Below are 22,064 nucleotides of genomic sequence, written 5' to 3'. Positions count from 1 at the left end.
GAGTACGCGCTCTTGGACGATACGTCGTCGCTGCCGGCGCCCGAGCGGCTGCTGGCAGCCTTCCACGGGTACGGCCGTACGCTGGTGGCCTTCTCCGGCGGCGTGGACTCCAGTGTGGTGCTGGCCGGCGCGGCCCGGGCGCTCGGCGCCGATCGGGTGGCGGCGCTCACGGCGGTGTCGCCGTCGCTGCCGGGGGTGGAGTTGGCAGCGGCGCAGCAGTTCTGTGCCGAGCTGGGGGTGGTGCACCGGGCCGTCGCTACTGACGAACTGGCCGAGCCCGGCTACCGGGAGAACGGCCCGCAGCGCTGCTACTTCTGCAAGCGGACGTTGCTGACCGAGGCGGTGGCGCTCGCCGCGGCCGAGGGGTTCGACGTGATCGCGACCGGCACCAACGCCTCCGATCTCGCGGCCGGGTTCCGGCCAGGCATCCGGGCGGCGGCCGAGCAGGGCGCCCGTACCCCGTTGGCCGACGCCGGCCTGGATAAGGCGGCGGTGCGCCGGATCGCCCACGGCTGGGGTCTGCCCACCTGGGACAAACCGGCGGCGGCGTGTCTGTCCAGCCGGATCGCGTACGGCGTGTCGGTGACACCGGCCCGGCTAGCGCGGGTGGAGCGGGCCGAGTCGGCGGTGCGGGCGCTGCTGGCTCGCCACGGGGTTCGGAACCTGCGGGTCCGGGATCTGGGCGAGGCGGTCCGGTTGGAGGTGGACGCCGAGGCGGTGCCGGTGGCGCGGGCGGAGTCAGCGGTGGCGATGGCGGTCGCGGCGGCTGGGTTCGGGGCGGCGCCGCTGGTGGTGGAGCCGTTCCGCTCCGGCTCGATGAACGAGCTGCTGCCGGACCCCGACCGCTGGCGCTGACCGCTCGTTATCCGGGCCTGTGTCGGATATACTCGCGGTGGTCCTATATTCAAGGGGGTGTCGGGTGGCCAAGACTCTAGTGGATATCGACGATGAGTTGCTCGCGGAGGCGACGATCGCGCTCGGCACTACGACCAAGAAGGAGACTGTGACCAGCGCGCTGCGGGCCGCGGTGACGGCGAGCCGGACCCGCCGCAGCCACGCGCTCGCCGAGCTGCAGCAGGTCGCGGACGAGGGCGGCTTCGACTTCGACCGTTACCACGAGCTGGACGAGTGACCTACCTGATCGACACCAGTGCGCTGGTGCGGGTGCTGCGCCGGCAAGCGTCGCTGGTCCGGCAGGAGCAGATCGAGCGGGGGCTGATCGCGATCTGTGATCCCGTCGTCGCCGAAGTTCTGACCATCGCTGACGCGAAACATTATCAGCGAGTCGAGCAAGGGCTCCACGATGCCTATCCGTGGGTGTCGATGCCGGACGACCTCTGGGGGACGGTGAACGAGGTGCGGCGCGAGCTGGCCGGGCACAGCCAGCATCACGGGCTCTCCGTCGCCGACCTGCTCGTGGTGGCGAGTGCGTTGCGGCACCGGTTGACCGTGCTCCATGAGGATGGTGACTACGAGACCGTCTCCCGGATCGTGCCGGACCTCCAGCAGGAGCGGCTGAGCGCCTACTAGCGCCAGGTGTGGGGTGGTTCGGTGCGGGGCAGCGGCCGGCTCGACTCCCAGATCCGCCGCCACGACGCCGCAGGCGGCCCGGTCGGCAACGACAACTCGCCCCGTTGCTCCGCCCGCAACGACTCATACCACCCCAACTCCTCCTCCGCCCAGAGCCGGGAGATCGAGTCGGCGAGTCGGGTGTTGAACCGGCGGGTCTCTTCGCCCTCGCTCGGAAACAGTGGTGTGCCGTAGCGGACGACGACCCGCGGCCGGCCCGGGGTGGGCCAGTTCCGGCCCCGGGGCATCGCCGCATAGGTGCCGCGCAACGCGATCGGCACCGCCGGCACCTGCCGGGAGACGCACAGGTGGGCGGCGCCCAGGCGCAGAGTGGACATCCAGCCATCCTCGCTGCGGGTAGCCTCCGGGAAGAGCAACAGGCTCCACCCGCGCGCTAGCAGGTACGGGGCGAGACTACGTAGTCGTGAAGATCGATACCGTTCCACGGGAAACGCATTGAAGACCAGAGCGGTGACTGCGGCCCGCCAGCGGGCGTCGAAGAAGTAGTCGGCGGCGGCGCCGACCGCGACCCGGTCGGCGAGGTGGGGCGGGAGCGAGCCGAGGATCAGTGGCGCGTCCAGGTGGCTACTGTGGTTCGCGACCAGCACCACTGGGCCGGTGAGTCCAGCCAGCCGGTCGACCCCGGTCACCTCCGGCTTGGTCTGGGTCCAGGTGAGCGGCGTCAACACGGCGCGTTGTACGGCGCGGCGGGCGGCGTGGGCGGTGCGGGTGCGGGCCCAGCCGGTGGGGAACTCACGGGCCGGCTCGGCGGTCTGGTGCCCGTTGGCGGACCGGGGCAGCCGGGAGCGGCCGCGCCAGTCCCGCCCGCGGGTGAGCACCCGGATCTCCCGGATCAGTCCCATCGGTTCCCCTCTCTCGTCGCTGGCCCCGCCCGCCAGTTCACCGATCAATGAGCCGGGGGCCCGGCCGATCATGAGCTAGTTGATCGACACGCCCGGCGTGTCTGTCAACACGCTCATGATCGGCCGGAAGGGGCGGCGGGCAAGGCCGGCTCAGCGGACGTCGGCCATGGTCATCGGTGGTGCGTGCAGGTAGGTGATACTGGGGCTGCGGCCGACCCGGTCCCGGGCGATCTCCAGCGCGTCGTCGAGCGTGGACGCCGACCGGAACCCCATCACCGAAGTGGTCTTCCGGTCTCCGCCCACGAAGATCACGTCCCCGAGATGCTCCATCGCATGAGCACCCCAATACCACATGTAGAGCGGATGCACCCCGTGGTACGCGTAGCTGTTGCGGTACAGGTGGACATACCACGGGTCGGTGGCGAACTGCTCCTCGTACTTCGCCTCGATCGCCGCCGGGTCGGTCGTCTCCGCCAGCACCTCCTCGAAGAAGTCGATGTAGCTCGGGTGGTGCACCGGATGGAACTCGTTGCGCACCGGGTGGTAGAAGATCGCCACCCCGCCCGGCCGGACGATCGGCTGGTTCCGGTACAGGTTGAAGAAGTACCCCAGCCCGAGGCTCATCACCAGAATCGGGTTCATGATCGAGTTGACGTTGTACGGGCAGATGTAGGGCAGCCCGAACACCCCGACATCGGCCGGCCCGGCCACCTCGGTCAACTGCTGCCGCAGCACCTGCCGCAGGGTCACGTCGTGGACCTCGGCCGGCGCCCCGGCGGTCACCGAGGTCACCCCGTACGGTGCCGCGGTGCGGTGCCAGAGTTGCCGTCGCCGCCGCGGCGGCAACAGGTCGTTGCCGCGCTTGACCGCCAGGTAGGCCGCCTGGTCCTTCAACGACCACTCCCACTCCCGCTTGTTGAGGAAGTCGACCTGGGCCGGGAAGGTGTCGTTGTTGAGGGTGGTCTCGATCTGGAAGATCTTCAGATGCTCGTCGAGCACCCCGGCCATCCGGTGGTACGAGTGGTGCATCGCCGAGTTCGGCGGGTCGTTGAACGACTTCGAGTGCCGCAGCGTGTGTACGTTGTGGTGGTGCTTCAGGCTGCGGTAGGAGGCCAGCCCCACCGAGACCGACTTCGGGCCACCGTTCATCGCGGTCAGCGTGATGTTGACGTAGACGATCAAGTCGCTCTCGGCCGCCCGCCGGTTGATCTCCACCGCCTCGCCGTGCCGGGTGGTGCCCACCTCGACCAGCTGTGCCCGGTCCTCGGCGTCGTGGTTGACCAGTTGGTTCGGGAAGAACGACCGGAACACCCGCTCGCCGACGGTCCGCTTCAGCTCCGCCGGGGTCATGCGCCGGTGCAGCGCGTTCGCGGCGATCAACGCCACGTCGTCCACCCCGGCGGCCGCCGCCAGCTCCAGCACATGCTCGATGATGCGTTGCCGGATGTCCGGGGTGCGCATCGGCGGCAGCGGCAGCGACAGGTCGTCGAAGACGATGGTGAGCCGCATCCCGGGCTTCAGCAACGCCGGCAGCGGCTCGGAGCCGAGCGGGTTCGTCAACGCCTGGTGGATCCGGCGGTCCAGATCGGTCAGCCCGGGCAGCGACTCCGGCGGGTAGATGACCCGGCTGCCCAGCGGCAATCGCTCCAGCCGGAAGCCTTCACCCTGGTGGACCAGCAACGCCGGCGTACGCTCGTCCACCTCCAGCACGAAGCCGGGTCTGCTCACCGTACCTCCCCTTTGTCTACTCGCGGTTGGGATCGAACGCGACCTTGACCGTGCCGAGCCGGCCCGCCGCGTAGGCGTGGCCGATCGCATCACGCCACCGGGACAGCGGATAGATCGCGTCCACGAATCCGGTGAGCGGGGCGGTCCCGGCCAGCGCCAGCGCGTCCGGGAAGTCGCCGCTGCCCGAAGCGTACGCCCCGACCAGCGACAGCTCCCGGAACCAGGTCGGGGTGAGATCGACCGGCTGGTTGGGCATTCCGGTGAGCACCACCGTGCCGCCGGCCCGGGTGACCCGCAGCGCGGTGTCCAGTCCGGAACCGCCGGTGCACTCGAAGACCAGGTCCACCCCGCCGAGTAGGAACTCGCCGCCGCGGTCCGGGCTGGCCAGGAACCCGCCGGTGGCCCGGCGCAGCGCCCGGGCGGCCCGCTTCGGTGACAGCACGTCGGTAGCGCCCATGGCCCGGGCCCGTTCCCGCTGATGGCCGTAGCGGGCGAGGGCGTAGATCGGGCCGGCCTTGGTGTACTCGCGCAGCGCCAGCACGGTCAGCAGGCCGATCGCCCCGGCGCCGACCACCAGCACGCTGGCCCCGTCGGGCACCGCCACCCGGCGCACCGCCCGGATCGCGCACGCCAACGGTTCGACCAGCACCGCCGTGGCGTCGTCGAGCGGGTCCGGCACCGGGTGCAGCTGGCTGCGGTGGGCGACCAGCATCCGGCTCCAGCCGCCGCCGGTGTCGGCGCAGAAGCCGGTCTGCAGCCCGGCCGAGACCGTGCCGGCGGTGATCCGGTCGCACCGGTTGGGCAGCCCGGCGGCGCAGCCCGGGCAGGCGGGCACGTCCCGGGCGGCGCAGCCGAGCACCGGGTCGAGCACCACCCGGCTGCCGCGGGGCAGGTCGGGCAGGTCGTCGAGGGTCTGCCCCACCACCTCGTGGCCGGGGGTGAACGGCATCGACACCACTGCCGACAGGTACGGCGAGTTGCGGCCGGTCAGCAGCCCCAGGTCGGAGCCGCAGACGCCGGAGAGCAACGGTCGCACGCGGGTCCAGCCGGCCGCCGGCGGCCGTGGGTCGGGCCGGTTCAGCAGCCGCAACGGCGAGAGGTTCGCCGCCAGGACGCCGCCGGCGCGGGCGCCGAGCGGGGTGGCGGTGGCGGCCCGGCCGCTGAGGTACCGCACCGGTGACCGGTGGTATTCGAGGGTGAGGTTCACGCGACCGTCTCCGCGAAGGTCTCGGCGGCGGGCAGGGTGTGGCTGGTCCACTCGGCGACCGCCCACCGGTGGCGGCGGGCGTGGCGGTAGAGCTGCGGGTCCGGGTTGACCGCGACCGGGTTGCCGACCGCAGCCAGCAGCGGCCGGTCGGAGTAGCTGTCGCCGTAGGCGTACGAGTCGGTCAGTGACACCCCGGCGGTCTGGGCGTAGCGCCGCAGCCACGCCGCCCGCGCCTCGCCGACCAGCGGTGGTGATTCGAGGAACCCGGAGTAGCGACCGTCGCGGGTGTGCAGCCGGCTCGCCACCACCTCGTCGAAGAGCGGCGCCAGCGGCTGCACCAGCACATCGATGGTGCCGGTGATCAGCACCGTACGGTGGCCGGCCGCGCGATGCTGCCGAACCCGCCGGAGCGCCTGCGGGTAGGCGCGGCGCAGCAACGCCCCGCCGAGCCGGTCGGCGACCAGCCGGTGCAGCGCGGCCTCATCAGCGTCGGCGTAGCGGCGCAGGAACGTCCGCAGGAACTCCCCCCGGTCGCGCCGCTCGGCAGCGAAGTAGCGGGGCAGCCCGCGGGCCAGGTCGGCGAGTTCGGCGAGCCAGTCGCCGCGGGGGGTGTCGGCGAGCCGCGCCAGCAGATAGGTCTCGATCACATTGGAGGCCACCAGGGTGCCCTCCAGGTCGAAGATCGCCACCCGGTCGGCGTCGGGCCGGCCACCGTTGCCCGCCACCGGTGGGGCGCTGGCCGCCGTACCCGGCCGGCCCGCGGTGGCCCGGCGTACCGTGGCGGTGATCGCCGGGCAGTGGACCTGCTGGAGGTAGTGGGGCCAGTCGATGGCGGCCGCGTCGAAGCCGTGCTCGTCGATCCGGTCCGGTGGCAGCGCCCGGTGCAGCGCCAGCAACCGGGAGTCGCTGTAGAGCACCTCCGCCTCGGTGTAGACCCCGTACAGGTCGGCGTAGCGCCGCAGGAAGTCGAGCTTGTCGCGTTCCCGGGTGAGGTCGTCCTGCCAGCGGCGGGTGCGTTGGCCGGCCGGGGTGGCCAGCAGCGTGCGTTGCGCCGCGGTGAGCACCCGCTCGCCGGTTCGCAGCATCCGGCCGACCCGGCGGGCCCCAGGAAAGTCCCAGGTCGGGACCTTGATCTGACCCCGGCCGCCGTCGGGCATCGGGTGGTCGGTGAAGTACTCGCGGACGTTGTCGTACATCGCCCGGAAGGTCAACGGGTTCCGGGCGCCCGAACCGACGTGATAATAGGCCGGTTCGGCGACCGGCGGCGGCGCCGCCGCGGCGGCGATGGTGGCGTTGACCACCAGGTCGACCGGGATGACGTCGAGCACCCCGTCGGGCAGGCCCGGGAACTCCGGCAGCACCCCCCGGCCGAAGGCGATGATCAGCGGGTCGGCCATCTTGAACCCGTCGATCCACCCCGGGTACGGGTGGCGCAGCGCGCTCTCCACGATCGCCGGCCGCACCACCGACAGCGGTGCCACGCCGGTGAGTAGCTCCTCAGCGGCTCGCTCCCCGAGCGCCTTGGTCAGCGTGTAGACATCGGGCCAACCCAAGGTCTGTGCGCGTAGCCGGCCATACTCGATCAGCTGCCGGTCGACCCATTCGCGGCGCCACTGCTCGGCCGCGGCGGCGGTCGACTGCGGCCCAGCCTTGCCGTGTTCCCGCCGGGCCGTAGCGAGCGCCCGGCGCAGCACCTCGGGGCGCCGGGAATCCTGCTCCACCCGGTCCCGGGCGCCGCTGGCGGCGGCCAGCTCGGTCCGCCACGCCACCTGATGGTCCAGCGACTCCTCCGGGACGCTGCCGCGGCGGGTGCCGGCCACGTAGGCGGTGGAGACGTGCACCACGTGGGGTGGTTGGTCGAGCTGGCGGATCGCCTGGTAGAGGTCGACCACACCCTGCACATTGGTCCGGAACGCGTCGTCGATCGGCGGGTCGAATGAGACCGTGGAGGCGGCGTGGATCGCCGCGGTCAGGTCGCCCGGCAGCGCCAGTTCGGCGCTGCCAAGCTCGGCATCGAGCACCGTCACCCGGTCGGCGACGATCTTCGCGGCCTGCTCCTCGCCGACCCGTTCGCGCCAGGTCGCGAAGACCGGCCGGCGGAGCAGCTTCGTCAGCCGGTCCCCGGCCGAGGCGCTGCCGCGGCCCCGGATCAGCAGGGTGACCCGGGTCTCCGGGTAGCTGGTGAGCACCCGCTCCAGCAGTGCCTGGCCCAAGAAGCCGGTGGCGCCCGTCAGCAGGAGGTGTGAGTGTGGCGGCATCTATCTCAGGGTTACACGCCGACCACAGCAGATCAACACTGCCGGGCTGCCGACCGGGCGTGTCTGTCTGCTCAGGTCGGCGCCAGCGTCCGGGTCGAGGTCCGACCGCGGGCCGACCGGGGCGCCGGATAGTACGGTGTGGCCTCGCCGGTGCGGGGTCGGAACGCGTGACTGAGCAGCGCGTCGACGTGCCGCACCCGGAACTGGTCGGGCAGCGGGATCCAGAACCGTTCCCGGATCCCATCGACGCCGGTAACGGCTAGCTCGATCGCCGGCGCTCGTTCGTCCGAGATCCAGATCACGTTGGTCAGTTCCCGGAGCGGTGCCGACAGGTGCAACTGCGCCCGGCGCAGCAGCCGCCCCTCGCGGGAGATGACCAGTCGGCGGTTGGTCAGCAGCAACAGAAACGCCCCGGCCATGGGGGTGGCGGGGCGTTGGCAGCGGGTGACGAGCACGGTCGTCTCTTCCGGTGTGACACACCGGCGAAGCACCGGCATGTGCCGGCTGACGACCGGAATCGCCAGCCCGGCCTCTGATGTGGCGGGAAGGAAGGTACGCGAGAACACGTCCATACCCTTCTAACGAACCGCCACGCCGGCCGTGACGTCACGATCGCGTCACATACTGTGATCAGTCGAGTCGTTCGAGGATCGTGGCGTTGGCCATGCCGCCGCCCTCGCACATCGTCTGCAGCCCGTACCGCAGCTCGTGATCCCGTAGGTAGTGCAGCAGGGTGGTCATCAGCCGGGCGCCGGAGGCTCCCAGCGGATGGCCGAGCGCGATCGCGCCACCGCGCGGGTTGAGGCGGGCGGGGTCGCCGCCGGTCTCGGCCAGCCACGCCAGCGGCACCGGCGCGAACGCCTCGTTCACCTCGTAGACGTCGATGTCGGAGAGGCGCAGGCCGGACCGTTGCAGGGCCTTCGCGGTCGCCGGCAGCACCGCGGTCAGCATGATCACCGGGTCGTCGGCGGCGACCACCGCGGTGTGGATCCGGGCCAGCGGCCGCAGCCCGTGCGCCAGCGCCCAGTCGCTGGTAGTGATCGCGAGCGCCGCGGCGCCGTCGGAGATCTGGGAGGCCGAGCCGGCGGTCACCACCCCTTTCGGGTCGAACGGGGTTGCCAGCTCACCGAGCTTCGCCAGCGAAGAGTCCCGGCGGATGCCCTCATCGTCGGTGACCCCGGCGACCGGGGCGATCTCGGCGGCGAACTCACCCTGATCCTGCGCCGCCGCGGCCCGCTGGTGGCTGCCGAGCGCGAACTCGTCCAGTTGGGTGCGCGGCAGCCGCCACCGGGCGGCGATCATCTCCGCACCGACCCCCTGATTAAAGGGCACCACCGCGTCGCTGTCGAACCCGTCGGCGCCCCGGTAGCGGGCCCGGATGTCGGCTCCAAAGGGCTGCTGGTCGGCCACGTTGGCGCCCATCGGCACCCGGGTCATGGACTCGACTCCGCCCGCCACCACTAGATCGGCCTGGCCGGAGATCACCGCGGCGGCGGCGAAGTGGACCGCCTGCTGGCTGGAGCCGCACTGGCGGTCGACGGTCGTGCCGGCGACCGACTCCGGCCAGCCCGCGGCGAGCACGGCGCTGCGGCCGACATTGTTCGACTGTTCGCCGACCTGCCCGACGCAGCCCCAGATCACGTCGTCGACAGCGACCGGATCGAACCCGCCACGCGCGGCGAGCGCGCCGAGCAGCTCCCCGGAGAGGTCCACCGGGTGCCGCTGCGCCAGCCCGCCCTTACGGCGCCCGACCGGCGTGCGCACCGCTGCGACGATCACCGCATCTCGCATCAACCTGTCACTCCTGTTCCGCTCGCCGACCGCCCGCACTACCGACACTACTCATCGGTAACCTCTGGTTCCTCCCATGCTAGCCGCTTTCCGCCGGTACCCGCTCTGGCCTAGGGTGACGGGGTGACGACGTTGCAGCGCGACTGGCGGGTGCCGCGCAAGGTGCCGATCGGAAAGCTGGTGGTCGCGGCGCTGCTAGCGGCGGTGGCGGCGCCCGGCGTGCTCGCCAGCGGCCAATGGTGGCAGTACGCCCTCGCCATCGCCGCAGTGGTCGGGCTGATCGGTTGGGCCGCCCGCGACCTGATCGCACCGGTACGGCTCACCGCCGACCCGGACGGTCTCACCATGCTCTCCGGCTTCGCCCGCCAGCACCGGGTGACGTGGTCCGAGGTCGAACGGATCCGGGTCGATGCCCGGCGTCACTCCCGGATGCTGGAGGTGGACACTGGCGAGCAGCTCTACCTGTTCAGCCGGTACGACCTCGACGCCGACCTGGACGAGGTGGTCGCTGAGCTCACCTCGATCCGAGCCGAAGCCCGCCCCTAGCTCAGTCCGGCGTACTGCCAAGATCATAGTGACGGGGCGGCTGTGTGGGCAGCCAGCTCATCACCATGATGATGGCCGGGACCGCTAGCCGGGCGAGCATGAACATCTGTTGCTGTTGGTGCGACAACGAATGCACAACCTTGCTTCGCGACCACCGGGTGCCGCCGGGCGAGCCGTCCACCCCGAGGCGGATCGGCCCGGACGGATCATCGGCCCGTGTCGGCTTAGGTCAGCAGCAGGGTGCGGGTGATGGTCAGCGCGGTGAGCACGACCACGATCCCGACGATGGTGGCGAGCTGGATCGGGTTGCGGTGTTGTCGGGGTGCGTAGGCGAGCCCCAGCGCCACCAACCCGCCGGTTACCAACCCGCCCAGGTGGCCCCAGATCGAGATCTGCGGGATCACGAAGGTGAGGATCAAGTTGACCACCAGGATCATGGTGATCATCGACGTGTCCCGGCCGAGCCGGCGCATGATGATGAAGAAGGCCGCGAACAGCCCGAACACCGCGCCGGACGCGCCCGCCGCGACGGTGCCCATGCTCGCGAACAGGTAGGTCGCCACCCCGCCGCCGATCCCGGAGACCAGGTAGAGGGCCAGGAACCGGAGCCGCCCGAGTAGGGGTTCCAGCACCCCGCCGACCACCCACAGTGCGAACATGTTGAGCGCCAGGTGGAACACGCCGTAGTGCAGGAACATCGAGGTGAGCAGGCGGTAATACTCGCCCTCGGCGACCCCACCGGTGCCCCGCAGCAGCCGGTCCCCGACGATCTCGGTCCAGATCTGTGGGCCGGGCTGTAGACCACCCCATAGGTGGGCAGGGGTCAGCCCACCGAGTAGGCCGCCCCAGCCGCCCGCGGCAGCGGACTGGGTGCCTCCGATCACCAGCACCATCGCGGCGACCGCGACGTTGAGCGCGATCAGCGCGATGGTGACGTGCCCGTGCCTGCCGGCCTGGGTGCCGCCGAAGGCGGTGCGAGCGGAGCGTTGGCTGCGCCGCCCCTCGGCGACGCAGTCCGGGCAGTGGTGACCGACCGCCGCGTCGTTCATGCACGACGGGCAGATCGGGCGGTCGCAGCGGCTGCACCGCAGGTAGGTCTCGCGCGACGGGTGCCGGTAACAGACCGGGATGGTCGGCTGGCTCACGCCGCTACCCTAACGTGTCCAGCCGTCGCTGGCCGCTCCCGCGGGCAATGGCCGGTCGGGTATCAGCCGACCTCGACCCGTTCGATGACCACGTCGGTACGCGGCCGGTCGTTGCGGTCGGTCGCAGTGGTCGCGATCGCGTCCACTACCCGGGCTGGCCGGTCCGGGGTCCACGTAGTCCGACCGCCGGTGGCGAGTGCGGTGAAGTTCTTGACGGTCTCCGGCGCGTGGTTCGGGAACAGGTTGAGCCGGATCGCGCTTCGCCTGCGCTGGTGTGCAGGGTGGCAGAGGTCGCCACGGAACCACCTCAAGTGTGAAGGTCAGGTACCGGCAAGTCCTCCCATGTGACGTGTTTCGCCGGTGCGGCGGCGTGGGACAAGAGAGGATGGCCGGGGAATCAGCCCGCCGCGGGGAGGCGGAAGCACAGCCAGGAGGTACATACAGTGTTGCGACGTAAGCAGGAAACTAGGCATGCCGAACTCGCTCGGGTCGAGCTCGGCGAGTCGCTGGATCACGCGCTGCGGGCTGCCGGCCACGCCGCGGGCGGGGTACGCGCCACCGTCGGCCCCCGGATGGCGCCGGCCGCGCAGCGGGTCCGCACCGTGGCCTCCGACGGGTGGGATTCGACCCGGGCCGCGCTCGCGCCCCTCAGCGAGGCGGCCGTGGGCGATTCGAAGCGGAGCCGGAAGCGGGACGCGAAGCGCAAGCTCGGCGGTGGCCAACCCGACCAGGGTCGCCGCCGGTGGCCGGCGCTGGTCGGGTTGCTGGCCGGCGGGGTGGCGGTCGGGGTGGTGGTAGCGGCGGCGGTGCGCCGCAGCCGGGAGCAGGAGTGGGAGGAGTACGACGCGACGCCGGCGGAGGAGCTGCCGGCGACGTGATTGCGCCAGCGGCGCGGGCCGCTGTGGAGAGATGTAGCGGCGCGGGCCGCTGTGGAGAGATGTAGCGGCGCGGGCCGCTGTGGAGAGATGTGGCGGCGCGGGCCGCTGTGGAGAGATGTAGCGGGGGGACCGGTCCCCCCCGCTAGGCCCAAGATGTGGGGCGCCGGGTGGACCGACCGCTGCGGGGGGGGGTGGGGTGCGAACGGCCCACCCGGCGCCTTTTTGGGGGGCGGGTGTCATGTCTGTGGGTATTCTGTTCCATCCCGCGCCCAGTTGGGAACCCCTGACCGCGAGTAATCGTCACAACTTTCTGTAGAAAGTAGATAACTCTCGGTAAGAGTCAGTGCTCAGCGCCGTACTTCGTGGACGGCTGCCGCGAGTCGCTCGACGCCCTCCGGGATTTGATCCTCAGTAACCGCCGAGTAGGCGAGGCGTAGCGAGGTGTCCCCACCGGAGAGCAGGAAGTCGCTGCCCTTCACCACCGCCACGCCGCGGTCGGCGCAGGCCGCTACCAGCCGATCGGCCGGCACGTCGCCCGGTAGGTCGATCCACAGGAAGTAGCCCCCGTCCGGCTCCTGGAACTTGGCCTCCGGTAGCTGCTTGCGCAGCTCATCGGCGAGCAGGGCCGACCGGCGCGCCAGCGCCGTCCGGACGGTCTCGATCGACCGTTCCCACCGGCCGGAGACACAGAAGTGATAGACGATCGCCTGCGCCACCATGCCGGGCGAGATGTAGGTCTGGGTCGCCGCCGCGGCGATCGCGGCGATCGTCTCGGCCGGCGCCACCAGGTAGCCGACCCGGACGCCGGGGCAGACGGTCTTGGTGAAGCTGGAGGCGTGCACCACCGATCCGTGCTGGTCGAGCGAGAGCATCGAGGGCAACGGCTCGCCCCGGAACCGGATCTCGACGTACGGGTCGTCCTCGAAGATGGTGAACCCGTACTCGGCCGCGAGCGCCAGCAGTTCGTGGCGCTTGGCCAGCGAGAGCGTCACTCCGCCAGGATTGTGGTAGTTCGGAATAATATGGGCGAGGCGTGGCCGGACCCCGCTGGCGAGCAGCGACTTCAGCTCGGCGACGTCGATCCCGTCCGCCTGCAGGGTGACCTGGTGGACCCGGGCCCCGGACCCGGTCAGCCGGAGCAGGGTGCGGTCGTAGGTCGGGCGCTCCACCACCACGTCGGTCCCCTCGCCCACCACCTGGTCGAAGAGGAACGCGTCGGCCTGCATCGACCCGTTGGTGATCAGCACCTGGTCGACGGCGACTCCGTGTCGTTGGGCGAGCCACTGCCGCAACGGCAGGTAGCCCAGCGACGTGCCGTAGCCGACCATGCCGGCCGGGTCGGCGGCGAACGCCTCGGTAGCCGCCTCGGAGAGTCCGGCTACGTCAACGATGTCGGTCGACGGGGCACCACGGGCGAACGAGATCGTCGAAGTCATGGCTCCCCAGCGTAGGGCAGTCAGCCGCGGGCTCCGCCAGCGGCAGCGGTGGGCCGGAGAAATTCTCGGTGCGATTGGGGCGTACTACCCCCTCCGTACGGATCGGTGGGCGTCAACTGTTGACCTCGTCACACCGCGCCAGATATCTTCCGGACAACATTGCCGAAACTTTCCGAAACTTCCGGGAAATTGGGCCGGCAACCATCGGCTCCGAGAGGAGAACCCATGAGACGCAGGGGGACCGTAGCCACCATCGGCGTGCTCGGTCTGCTGGGGACGGGATTAGCGGGGGTGCCGGCCGGTTCCGCGCTCGCCGAGACTCCTGACCCCGAGGTAGTGGTACTGGCCAGCGACTTCGAGGACGACGCGACGGACGGCTGGTTCGGCCGGGGCGACGCCGAAGTCGAGATCAGCACCGCCCAAGCACACACCGGAGCAGCGAGCCTGCTCACCACCGGCCGCGACGCCGACTGGCACGGGCCCGGCCGGGACCTGCGGGAAATCCTGCAGCCCGACATCACCTACCAGGTCGAGGCGTACGTGCGGTTGGCCGACGCGGACGCGGCCGACCTGCACCTGACCGTGCAACGGCGACCCGCCGGCGGCGACACCGAGTATGAGCGGGTGGACTCCGACGTCGTAGCCACCGGCGACGAGTGGGTGCGCCTCGCCGGCAGCTACCAGTTCAGCAGCTCGGTCAACGACGAGCTCGAACTCTATGTGGAGAGCCCGGACCAGACCGTCTCGTTCTACCTGGACGACGTCCGGATCACCACCACCGAACTGCCCGACCAGGTGTTGATCGGCACCGACTTCGAGAGCGGCACCACCGAGGGTTGGGTGGCGCGCGACACCGAGCAGGTCGAGGCCGTGCAGGGCGTCGCCGCCAGCGGCGAGTGGAGCCTGGGCGTGCGCGAACGCGACGAAACCTGGCACGGCCCGGCGCTCGACGTCACCGAGTATGTGACCCCGGGGGCCAGCTACGGCATCTCCGCCGCGCTGCGGCTCGCCGATGGCGAAGACCCAGCCAGCCTGCGGCTCAGCCTGCAGACCGACGCCGATGGCGACTCCAGCTTCACCAACCTCACCCCGAACGCGACGGTCACCGCAGACGAGTGGACCACCGTCAGCGCGGTCTGGACTCCCGCGGGGGAGGCGGACGCGTTCACCATCTACGCCGAGTCCAACGAGGCGCTGGTCGACTTCCATCTCGACGACTTCGTCCTCACCGGGGTGACCCCGCCGGAGGTCGAAGACATCTCGTCGCTGCATGAGGAGCTCGCCGAGCACTTCCCGCTCGGCGCCGCGATCGATGCCCGGGAGACCAGCGACCCCTCGGCGGAGCTGCTGCTGCGACACTTCGACGGGATCACCGCCGAGAACCACATGAAGCCGGAGGAGATCCAGCCGGTCGAGGGCACCTTCACCTTCGACGCGGCCGACGAACTGGTCGCCTTCGCCGACGACCATGACCTGCGGGTATACGGGCACACGCTGGTGTGGCACAGCCAGACCGCGGACTGGGTCTTCGAGGATGCCGATGGCAACCCGCTGACCGACAGCCCGGAGCACCAGCAGCTGCTGCTGGACCGGATGCAGACCCACATCGAGGCGGTCGCCGAGCGCTACGGCGACCGGATGTGGGCCTGGGACGTGGTCAATGAGGCGATCGACGAGAGTCAGGACGACGGGCTCCGGCGCAGTGAGTGGTACCGGATCCTCGGACCGGATTACCTTGCCCACGCGTTCCACTTCGCCCGGGATGCCTTCGGCCCGGACGTGCAGCTCTACCTCAACGACTACAACACCGAGTTCCCGGCCAAGCGGGAAGCCATGTTCCAGGTGGTCTCCGACCTGCTCGACGCGGGAGTTCCGCTCGACGGGGTGGGGCACCAGCTGCACCTGAACCTGGTCCGGCCGGTCGCCATGGTGGAAGACACCCTGGAACGCTTCCGGGAACTTCCGGTGCAGCAGGCCGTCACCGAGCTGGACGTCAGCATCTCCCAGACCGCCGAGGAGTCGCTGCCGACCGCGCCGCCGGAGCGGCTGGTCCGGCAGGGGTACTACTTCCGGGATCTGTTCGACGTGCTCCGGGCCTACGACGATGTGTTGACCCAGGTCACCGCCTGGGGCCTGCACGACGGCCGGAGCTGGCTGCGGACCTGGCCGGTGGACCGGCCACACGAGGCGCCGCTCTTCTTCGACGACCAGCTGCAGTCCAAGCCGGCGTACTGGGGTGTGGTCGATCCGGACCAGCTGCCCCACTTCCCGCAGTCGCTGAATGTCCCCGGGGACACCGTCGAGGTGGACGGGGAGCGGGAACTCGGTTGGCAGCTGCTACCGGACACGGCGTTGACGCCCGGCGGCGAGACTGGATTCCAGGTCCGGTGGGACACCGAGCACCTGTACGTGCTGGCGGAGGTGACCGACGAGGTGGCCGACTCGGGTGACCGGGTGGAGCTGTACGTCGATGACAGCAACGCCAAGGCCGGCGACTACCAGGAAGGTGACGCCCACTACACGGTCGAACGGGACGGCACGGTAACCGGGGACGGCGCGGTGGCCGAGGTGCTGGCGACCGACACCGGATACCAGCTGGAGGCGGCGCTGCCGCTGGTTACCGATGGCGAGCAGGGCCGGGAGGTCGGCTTCGACATCCGGGTCACCGACGGGGCCACCGGCGAGCAGCTCTCGTGGAGCGACCAGAGCCACGAACAGGACAGCGACACCTCCCGGTGGGGGACGCTGAGCCTGATCGAGCCGTTGCGGCACGTGGACGTGCCGTTCGCCGACACCGCGCCGGTGATCGACGGTGAGATCGACCCGGTCTGGGAGACCGCGCCGAGCGTGGCTACCGAGGTGCTGGTGGAGGGCTCGGCCGACGGCGCCCAGGCGGAGGTACGGCTGCTGTGGGACGACGACCGGCTCTACCTGCTCGCGGAGGTGGCCGATCCACACCTGGACGCCAGCAACTCCAACTCCTGGGAGCAGGACTCGATCGAGATCTTCGTGGACCCCAACAACACGAAGAGCGGTCCCTACCAGGCCGACGACGGCCAGTACCGGATCAACTTCGAGAATCACCAGACCATCAACGGCATGCTCGATGTGATCGGGGACAACCTGACCAGCGAGACCGCCGTGGTCGACGGTGGCTACCGGATCGAGGCGTCGGTCGAGCTGAACACGATGGAGCCCGAGCCCGGCTCGTTCGTGGGTCTGGAACTGCAGATCAACGACGCCACCGACGGGTCGCGGACCTCGGTGCACAACTGGCACGACCCGACCGGCCAGTCCTACCAGGACACCTCCCGGTGGGGGGTGGCCAGGCTGGTGGCGGCCGACGACGGCGGGCCGGACTGCGACCGGACGATCGATGGCCGGCACACCGGGCCGCTGACCGTATCCGGGGAGACGCTCTGCCTCACCGAGGGTGCGGAGGTCTTCGGTCCGCTGACGGTACGGGACGGCGGGTCGCTGATCGCGACCGGTGCGGTGGTGCGTGGTCCGGTGTCGGTGACCGATGCCGTGGTGGTGCAGTGGGACGACACCGAGGTCAGCGGACCGGTGACGATCGCGGGCGCCACCGGACTGGTCGAGCTGGCCGGCAACCGGATCGCCGGGCCGGTGACGGTGGCCGGTAACCAGACCGGTGCCGAGCCGATCGTGATCTCCGGGAACACCATTACCGGGCTGCTGCACTGCCGTGGGAATGACCCGGCACCGGTCGATGGCGGGGTGCCCAACTCCGGGCACGGGCCGCGCTCGGGCCAGTGCGCGGGATGGTAGCTCGACCCGGGGTTGGGTTCGAGAAGAGCTGAGGGGGTGTGCCGGCGGCGGAGCCGCCGGCACACCCCCTCAGCGGGCTCGCTGGGGACCTCGCCCCGGGCAGATGGGAGCGGGTGGCGGGCGAGGGGTGCGCTAGCCCCCCAGCGTCACCTCGCTCCGCCACCCCGTCCCCAGGGGATTCGCCCGAATGACCCGCTGGGTCCTCCCGGTTGCGAAGCCTAGCGAGCAGTGCTGGGTGATTTGTCGGGAAACTCCGGCGGACTCCCGGGTCGGTCACGGTTTCTGCCGCTGGTTCTGCCGGTCCGGTTCTGTGGTCCGGGCGAGGCGGGTCGGGCAGCGGGATGGACCTCGTCGCGGATCTCCCGGAGCCGGACCACCAGCTGGGTCCGCTCCGCCGCCGAGAAGTGGCCGGTGAAGTGCCGATCCAGCAGGGCCAGGTGGTCGGGGAGGGCCGCACTGAGCCGGCTTTGGCCGGTGGCGGTGAGCGCCGTCCAGGAGCCGCGCCGGTCTTCGGGGCAGGGCCGGCGACGAACCAGGTCCTCGCGTTCGAGTCGGTCGACCACCCGGGTGATCCCGCTGGTGGTGAGCGCCACCTGGCCGGCCAGCTCGGTCATGCGCAGCTGCTGCGCAGGAGTGCGGGCCAGTCTGACCAGCACCTCGAACTCGATCAGCGCCAGCCCATGCTCAGCCAGCTGCGCCGAGAAGCGGGTCACCAGCCCGGTATAGACCTCCGCGAAGAGGCCGAATGCGGTGATTCGCTCGTCGTCGTACAGCTCGGCTTCCATCGCCAGATCGTACCAACTCTTGACCAATCGATAATTGATCAGTCAAATAAGTTCTCGACTAGCCGAATCAGCCTCTGGTTCCCTACCGTAGAGACGCCACCACCGAACGCAGCCGGAGGCCTCATGGGCAAGGATGTCGAGCCGCTGGCCTTCTCCCGGGAAGACCGCACCCGGTATCGATTGAAGGTCCGCCGGTGCCTCGACGTGTTCGCGCTGATGCTGGACGCCTTCGGCTTCGACACCGAACGGCCGATGACCGGGCTGGAGATCGAACTCGACCTGATCGACGGTGACGCCCAACCAGCGATGCGCAACGCCGAGGTCCTCGCCAGCCTCGCGGACCCCACCTTCCAGACCGAGCTCGGGCAGTTCAACCTTGAGCTCAACGCCCGGCCCCGGCTGATCGAGGGCGACGGACTCGCCGCCTACGAGGCAGACCTCGCCGACAGCCTCGGCCGCGCCGACCAGCGCGCCGCCAAGGTGGACGCCAGCCTGCTCATGATCGGCATCCTGCCGACCCTAACCCCGGCGCACACGGTGCTCGAAAATCTCTCGCCCAACCCTCGGTACCGACTGCTGAACGAACAGATCGTCGCCGCCCGGGGCGAGGACATCGCGCTCGACATCCGCGGCGTGGAACGGCTACAGGCGACCACCGAGTCGATCGGCCCCGAGGCGGCCGGCACCAGCGTGCAGTGCCACCTGCAGGTGGCGCCGGAGACCTTCGCCAGCTACTGGAACGCCGCCCAGGCGATCGCGGCCGCCCAGGTCGCGGTGGGCGCCAACTCGCCGTACCTGTTCGGTCGGCGGCTCTGGCACGAGACCCGGATCGTGCTGTTCGAACAGTCCACCGACACCCGGCCGGACGAACTCAAGGCGCAGGGAGTACGACCTCGGGCGTGGTTCGGCGAGCGGTGGATCGCCTCGATCTTCGATCTTTTCGAGGAGAACGTCAGGTACTTTCCGCCGCTGTTGCCGATCTGTGAGGACGAGGACCCGGTCGAGGTCCTACACACCGGCGGGGTGCCCCGGCTCGGCGAACTTCGGCTGCACAACGGCACCGTCTACCGTTGGAACCGGCCAATCTACGACGTCATGGCGGGCCGCCCGCACCTGCGGGTGGAGAACCGGGTCCTGCCGTCCGGGCCGACGGTGGTCGACCTCCTGGCCAACGCCGCCTTCTATTTCGGGCTCACCCGGACCCTCGCCGAGGAAGATCGTCCGATCTGGAGCCAGCTGACCTTCTCCGACGCCGAGGAGAACTTCCACACCGCCTCCCGACACGGCATCACCGCGCTAGTGCACTGGCCCCGGCTCGGCGAACTCCCGGTTAGCGACCTGGTGCTGGAGCGGTTGCTCCCGAAGGCGTACGAAGGGCTGGACCGCTACGGGGTCGCCGCGCCGATCCGGGACCGGTTGCTGCGGATCATCGAGCAGCGGTGCCTGACCCGCCGCAACGGCGCGGTCTGGCAGATCGAAGCCGTGGAGGCGGCGGAGCGGCGGGGCTACTCCCGGCCAGCGGCGCTGCAGCTGATGCTCCAGCAGTACGCGGCGCACCAGCGGACCAACGAGCCGGTGCACAGCTGGCCGGTCGAGTAGCGCCCAGCCTTACATGTCCGCGCCGGCGTCGGTGTCCGCGGCGGTGTCGGTGGTCTTCGGCCGCCGGCTCTTGGCTCGGCCACCGCGGCCCTTGGGCGACGATGGCGTCGCGCTGTGCTCGGCCGGTGCTCCCGACTCCGACCCGCCGAGGCTCGGCTTATCGCCGTCGGTCGCCGGCGCCTCGTCGACCGACCGGGACCGGATGGGCTGGCTAGGCACTGTCACCGAGCCAGTCGACCCGGCCGGCGACGTCGGCGATGCGGGTGAGGTGGGAGTCACCGCCGAAGCCGGAGCGCCTGGTGAAGTGGGAGCGGCAGGCGAGGCCGGCGAGGTGGGGCCGACCGGCGGCGCCTCGGGTGGGCCGCTGGCCCGACGCCGCGGCACGGCGGTGGCGAGCAGCGAACCGAGCAACCCGGCGATCACCAGGTGGGGGACGACCAACTGCCGGGAGAGGTCGATCGCGGCCGCACCGGTCAACTCCGGATGGGTCACCAGGTACGCGGCGGCGACCACCACCGGGCCGGCGGCGCCGGAGAGCACCACCCCAACCGGAGGGTCGCCGCGCCGCGCGCCCGGCAGCGCGGCGAGCGCACCGATCAGCAACGCGGCGCCGATGGCCAGCGCCGCATCGGGCAGCAGCACGCTGCGGAACCATGGCCCAGCGGCGTCGAACTCGAAGAAGGCCAACGGGATCCTCGCCCACTCCCGGCCGGAGACCACTCCCTCGATCACGGCGATCACGGCGAGCAGCCACAGCCAGCCGGCGGTGGTGAGCAGATTCGCCGCGACCGACCGGGCGGTCAGCGCAACCACCGCGATGACCAGGCCGATCGCCACGCCGACCAGGGCGTAGCTGCCCGCCTCGGCCTGTGGGGACGGGGTGCCGGCGACCTCGGCGACCCGGGCCGGCACCGCCACCAGCACCGCGGTCGCGCCCGCGCCCAGCGCCGCCGCGACGGTGACCGCCACCCGCCACAGCACCTGATTGGTCCGCTCCAGCTCGGCGGGCGCGGGTTGCAGCCGAGCGGCCACCACCGCGCCGATGATCGTGGCGCTGGCGGCGATCCAGGCGGCCCAGGTGAGGCTGGCGATCCAGGCCTCGGCGCTGCGCTCGCTCGCGACCGGCCAGCTGATGATGTCCATTCCGTAACCGAGGCCGAGCTGCGCGGCACCGGCCGCCGCGGCCGCCCCCGCCGCGGCAGCGACCGCCCCACCCCATCCTCGAACGACCATGCCGGGGAGCGTAACGCCCGCCGGCCAGCGGCGCGACCCGCCCGAGCGCAGTGACCGTCCTCAGTCGGGTCGCTAGTACCGTGGCGCTGTGTCGAGCGATCCCACCCCCAAGGAGCCGGAGCGCCCCGAGGAACCGGCCGAGCCGGCCGAGACCGAACCCGAGCCGGCGGCAGCGCCGGACCCGGATCCCGACCCCGACCCCGACCCCGAGCCGGAGCCGGAGCCCGAGCCCGACTCGGAGCCGGAGCCCGACTCGGAGCCCGACTCGGAGCCCGAGCCGGAGCCCGACCCGGAGCCGGAGCCCGAGCCGGAGCCGGAGCCCGAGCCCGACGCGGAGCCCGACGCGGAGCCGGAGCCGGAGCCCGACGCGGAGCCCGACGCGGAGCCGGAGCCGGAGCCCGACGCGGAGCCGGAGCCGGAGCCGGAGGTGTTCGCTCAGCCTGGCGAAGCCGACACTCAGCAGATAAGCCGTGAGCTGGGTGACACCCAGCAGTGGCCGTCGGATTCGGACGCGACCCAGCAACTCGCGCGTGATGTGGGTGACACCCAGCAGTGGCCGTCGGACGCGACCCAGCAGCTGGTTCCCGAGCCCGGCGACGCCACCGCACAGCTACCGGCAGCGGACCCGGACGCCACCGCCGCGCTGCCGGGGCAGCCGGACGACACCCGATTCGACACCAAGATCGATTCAGCCGCCGGGGATTCCGCTGCCGGGGCCTCCGCCGCCGGTACGCCCGCCTGGTCTGGCCGCGCCCAGGTGCGCCCGCCCGATCCGCGGGACCGCGGTCTCACCAGCACCGACGAGTGGAGCCAGGACTGGCCCAGGGCGTCGCGTCGGCGTTGGTGGCTCCCGGCGCTGCTCGGGTTGGTGGCGCTGGTACTGCTGGGGGCGCTCGGCTTCGGTGTCTTCCTGATCGCGCAGGCGCTGGGCGAGGATGACCCGATCGTGCCGCCGGCCTCGCCGTCCCCCACCGCCACCGAGTCCCCGAGCCCGACCCCGACCACCCCGGATGCGCCGCCGCCGCAGGAGCCGCCAGACCAGCAGCCGGAGCCGCCGCCACCGGCGGATCCGCCGGAGCCACCGCCGGAGTCACCGGAGCCGCCGCCGGCCCCCTCGCCGCCGCCGACGGGCGGCGATGACGGCGGAGATGACGATGGCGATGACGGCGGAGACGATGACGATGATGACGATGACGATGACGGCGGCGACGGCGGCGGCTAAGTGAGGATGCCTCGC

General features: G+C 71.0%; 18 protein-coding genes and 1 pseudogene. 8 read left to right on the top strand and 11 right to left on the bottom strand.

Going from position 1 to position 22,064, the window contains the following annotated elements; translation table 11 throughout:
• The first annotated feature begins 12 nt into the window (after window positions 1-12).
• The 3 genes from larE (at window position 13) to JQS43_RS25735 (ending at window position 1,530) form a co-directional block, all read left to right on the top strand.
• The gene (gene larE, locus JQS43_RS25745) at window positions 13-855 is read left to right on the top strand and encodes an ATP-dependent sacrificial sulfur transferase LarE (protein WP_239676942.1); all 843 of its coding nucleotides are present in this window, start codon (window positions 13-15) and stop codon (window positions 853-855) included.
• A gap of 64 nt (window positions 856-919) precedes the next feature.
• The gene (locus JQS43_RS25740; protein ID WP_239676941.1) at window positions 920-1,132 is read left to right on the top strand and encodes a type II toxin-antitoxin system VapB family antitoxin; all 213 of its coding nucleotides are present in this window, start codon (window positions 920-922) and stop codon (window positions 1,130-1,132) included.
• Complete coding sequence (locus JQS43_RS25735) at window positions 1,129-1,530, top strand: PIN domain-containing protein (RefSeq protein ID WP_239676940.1); 402 nt, start codon at window positions 1,129-1,131, stop codon at window positions 1,528-1,530. The genes JQS43_RS25740 and JQS43_RS25735 overlap by 4 nt, the downstream gene beginning before the upstream one ends.
• On the opposite strand, the gene JQS43_RS25730 is transcribed toward JQS43_RS25735, so the two are convergent.
• The 6 genes from JQS43_RS25730 to JQS43_RS25705 all read right to left on the bottom strand — a co-directional run bounded on the left by JQS43_RS25730 (window position 1,527) and on the right by JQS43_RS25705 (window position 9,416).
• Complete coding sequence (locus tag JQS43_RS25730) at window positions 1,527-2,432, bottom strand: lysophospholipid acyltransferase family protein (RefSeq protein WP_275580985.1); 906 nt, start codon at window positions 2,430-2,432, stop codon at window positions 1,527-1,529. The two genes, JQS43_RS25735 and JQS43_RS25730, sit on opposite strands and share 4 nt — an antisense overlap.
• Before the next feature lie 150 nt (window positions 2,433-2,582).
• A complete protein-coding gene (gene larAH, locus JQS43_RS25725; protein ID WP_239676939.1) occupies window positions 2,583-4,160 on the bottom strand; it encodes an NPN-dependent hydroxyacid isomerase, LarAH14/15/16 family in 1,578 nt (525 codons plus the stop codon).
• Between the two features lie 16 nt (window positions 4,161-4,176).
• Window positions 4,177-5,367 (bottom strand): zinc-dependent alcohol dehydrogenase, encoded by a 1,191-nt coding sequence (locus JQS43_RS25720; RefSeq protein ID WP_239676938.1) that lies wholly within the window; start codon window positions 5,365-5,367, stop codon window positions 4,177-4,179.
• A complete protein-coding gene (locus JQS43_RS25715) occupies window positions 5,364-7,625 on the bottom strand; it encodes an HAD-IB family hydrolase (protein WP_239676937.1) in 2,262 nt (753 codons plus the stop codon). The genes JQS43_RS25720 and JQS43_RS25715 overlap by 4 nt, the downstream gene beginning before the upstream one ends.
• A 71-nt stretch (window positions 7,626-7,696) precedes the next feature.
• Complete coding sequence (locus JQS43_RS25710; RefSeq protein WP_239676936.1) at window positions 7,697-8,197, bottom strand: hypothetical protein; 501 nt, start codon at window positions 8,195-8,197, stop codon at window positions 7,697-7,699.
• Between the two features lie 58 nt (window positions 8,198-8,255).
• Window positions 8,256-9,416, bottom strand: a complete 1,161-nt coding sequence (locus tag JQS43_RS25705) for an acetyl-CoA C-acyltransferase (RefSeq protein ID WP_239676935.1) — start codon at window positions 9,414-9,416, stop codon at window positions 8,256-8,258.
• Window positions 9,417-9,539: 123 nt separating this feature from the next.
• On the opposite strand from JQS43_RS25705, the gene JQS43_RS25700 reads away from it, so the two are divergent.
• Window positions 9,540-9,962, top strand: a complete 423-nt coding sequence (locus JQS43_RS25700) for a PH domain-containing protein (protein WP_239676934.1) — start codon at window positions 9,540-9,542, stop codon at window positions 9,960-9,962.
• A gap of 224 nt (window positions 9,963-10,186) precedes the next feature.
• On the opposite strand, the gene JQS43_RS25695 is transcribed toward JQS43_RS25700, so the two are convergent.
• Both JQS43_RS25695 and JQS43_RS25690 read right to left on the bottom strand, forming a co-directional pair.
• Window positions 10,187-11,107: a rhomboid family intramembrane serine protease gene (locus JQS43_RS25695; RefSeq protein WP_239676933.1), complete on the bottom strand. Its 921-nt coding sequence runs from the start codon at window positions 11,105-11,107 to the stop codon at window positions 10,187-10,189.
• A 141-nt stretch (window positions 11,108-11,248) separates the two neighbouring features.
• Window positions 11,249-11,405, bottom strand: a pseudogene (locus JQS43_RS25690) (peptidylprolyl isomerase); the annotation flags it as partial.
• A gap of 145 nt (window positions 11,406-11,550) precedes the next feature.
• Here JQS43_RS25690 and JQS43_RS25685 point away from each other — a divergent pair.
• A complete protein-coding gene (locus JQS43_RS25685) occupies window positions 11,551-11,985 on the top strand; it encodes a hypothetical protein (protein WP_239676932.1) in 435 nt (144 codons plus the stop codon).
• Window positions 11,986-12,332: 347 nt separating this feature from the next.
• Here the strand turns inward: JQS43_RS25685 and JQS43_RS25680 are convergent, their stop codons facing one another.
• Window positions 12,333-13,421, bottom strand: coding sequence for an aminotransferase-like domain-containing protein (locus JQS43_RS25680; protein ID WP_239676931.1), 1,089 nt, complete (start codon window positions 13,419-13,421; stop codon window positions 12,333-12,335).
• A 225-nt stretch (window positions 13,422-13,646) separates the two neighbouring features.
• Between JQS43_RS25680 and JQS43_RS25675 the strand changes: the two genes are divergently transcribed.
• Window positions 13,647-17,210: an endo-1,4-beta-xylanase gene (locus JQS43_RS25675; protein ID WP_239676930.1), complete on the top strand. Its 3,564-nt coding sequence runs from the start codon at window positions 13,647-13,649 to the stop codon at window positions 17,208-17,210.
• 218 nt (window positions 17,211-17,428) lie between these two features.
• On the opposite strand, the gene JQS43_RS25670 is transcribed toward JQS43_RS25675, so the two are convergent.
• Window positions 17,429-17,995, bottom strand: coding sequence for a MarR family winged helix-turn-helix transcriptional regulator (locus JQS43_RS25670; protein ID WP_239676929.1), 567 nt, complete (start codon window positions 17,993-17,995; stop codon window positions 17,429-17,431).
• Window positions 17,996-18,118: 123 nt separating this feature from the next.
• Between JQS43_RS25670 and JQS43_RS25665 the strand changes: the two genes are divergently transcribed.
• Window positions 18,119-19,594 carry a glutamate-cysteine ligase family protein gene (locus JQS43_RS25665; RefSeq protein ID WP_239676928.1) on the top strand — a complete coding sequence of 492 codons (1,476 nt, stop codon included), beginning with the start codon at window positions 18,119-18,121 and terminating at the stop codon, window positions 19,592-19,594.
• Window positions 19,595-19,603: 9 nt separating this feature from the next.
• On the opposite strand, the gene JQS43_RS25660 is transcribed toward JQS43_RS25665, so the two are convergent.
• Window positions 19,604-20,827: a Hansenula MRAKII killer toxin-resistant protein 1 gene (locus JQS43_RS25660; RefSeq protein ID WP_239676927.1), complete on the bottom strand. Its 1,224-nt coding sequence runs from the start codon at window positions 20,825-20,827 to the stop codon at window positions 19,604-19,606.
• A gap of 88 nt (window positions 20,828-20,915) precedes the next feature.
• Here JQS43_RS25660 and JQS43_RS25655 point away from each other — a divergent pair, with 88 nt between their 5' ends.
• Window positions 20,916-22,049 (top strand): hypothetical protein, encoded by a 1,134-nt coding sequence (locus JQS43_RS25655; RefSeq protein WP_239679598.1) that lies wholly within the window; start codon window positions 20,916-20,918, stop codon window positions 22,047-22,049.
• Window positions 22,050-22,064 lie beyond the last annotated feature (15 nt).

It is taken from the genome of Natronosporangium hydrolyticum (genome assembly GCF_016925615.1).
Lineage (GTDB): Bacteria > Actinomycetota > Actinomycetes > Mycobacteriales > Micromonosporaceae > Natronosporangium > Natronosporangium hydrolyticum.
Note: the sequence above shows the minus strand (reverse complement) of the source record. Positions and strands in the feature narration are given on the sequence as shown.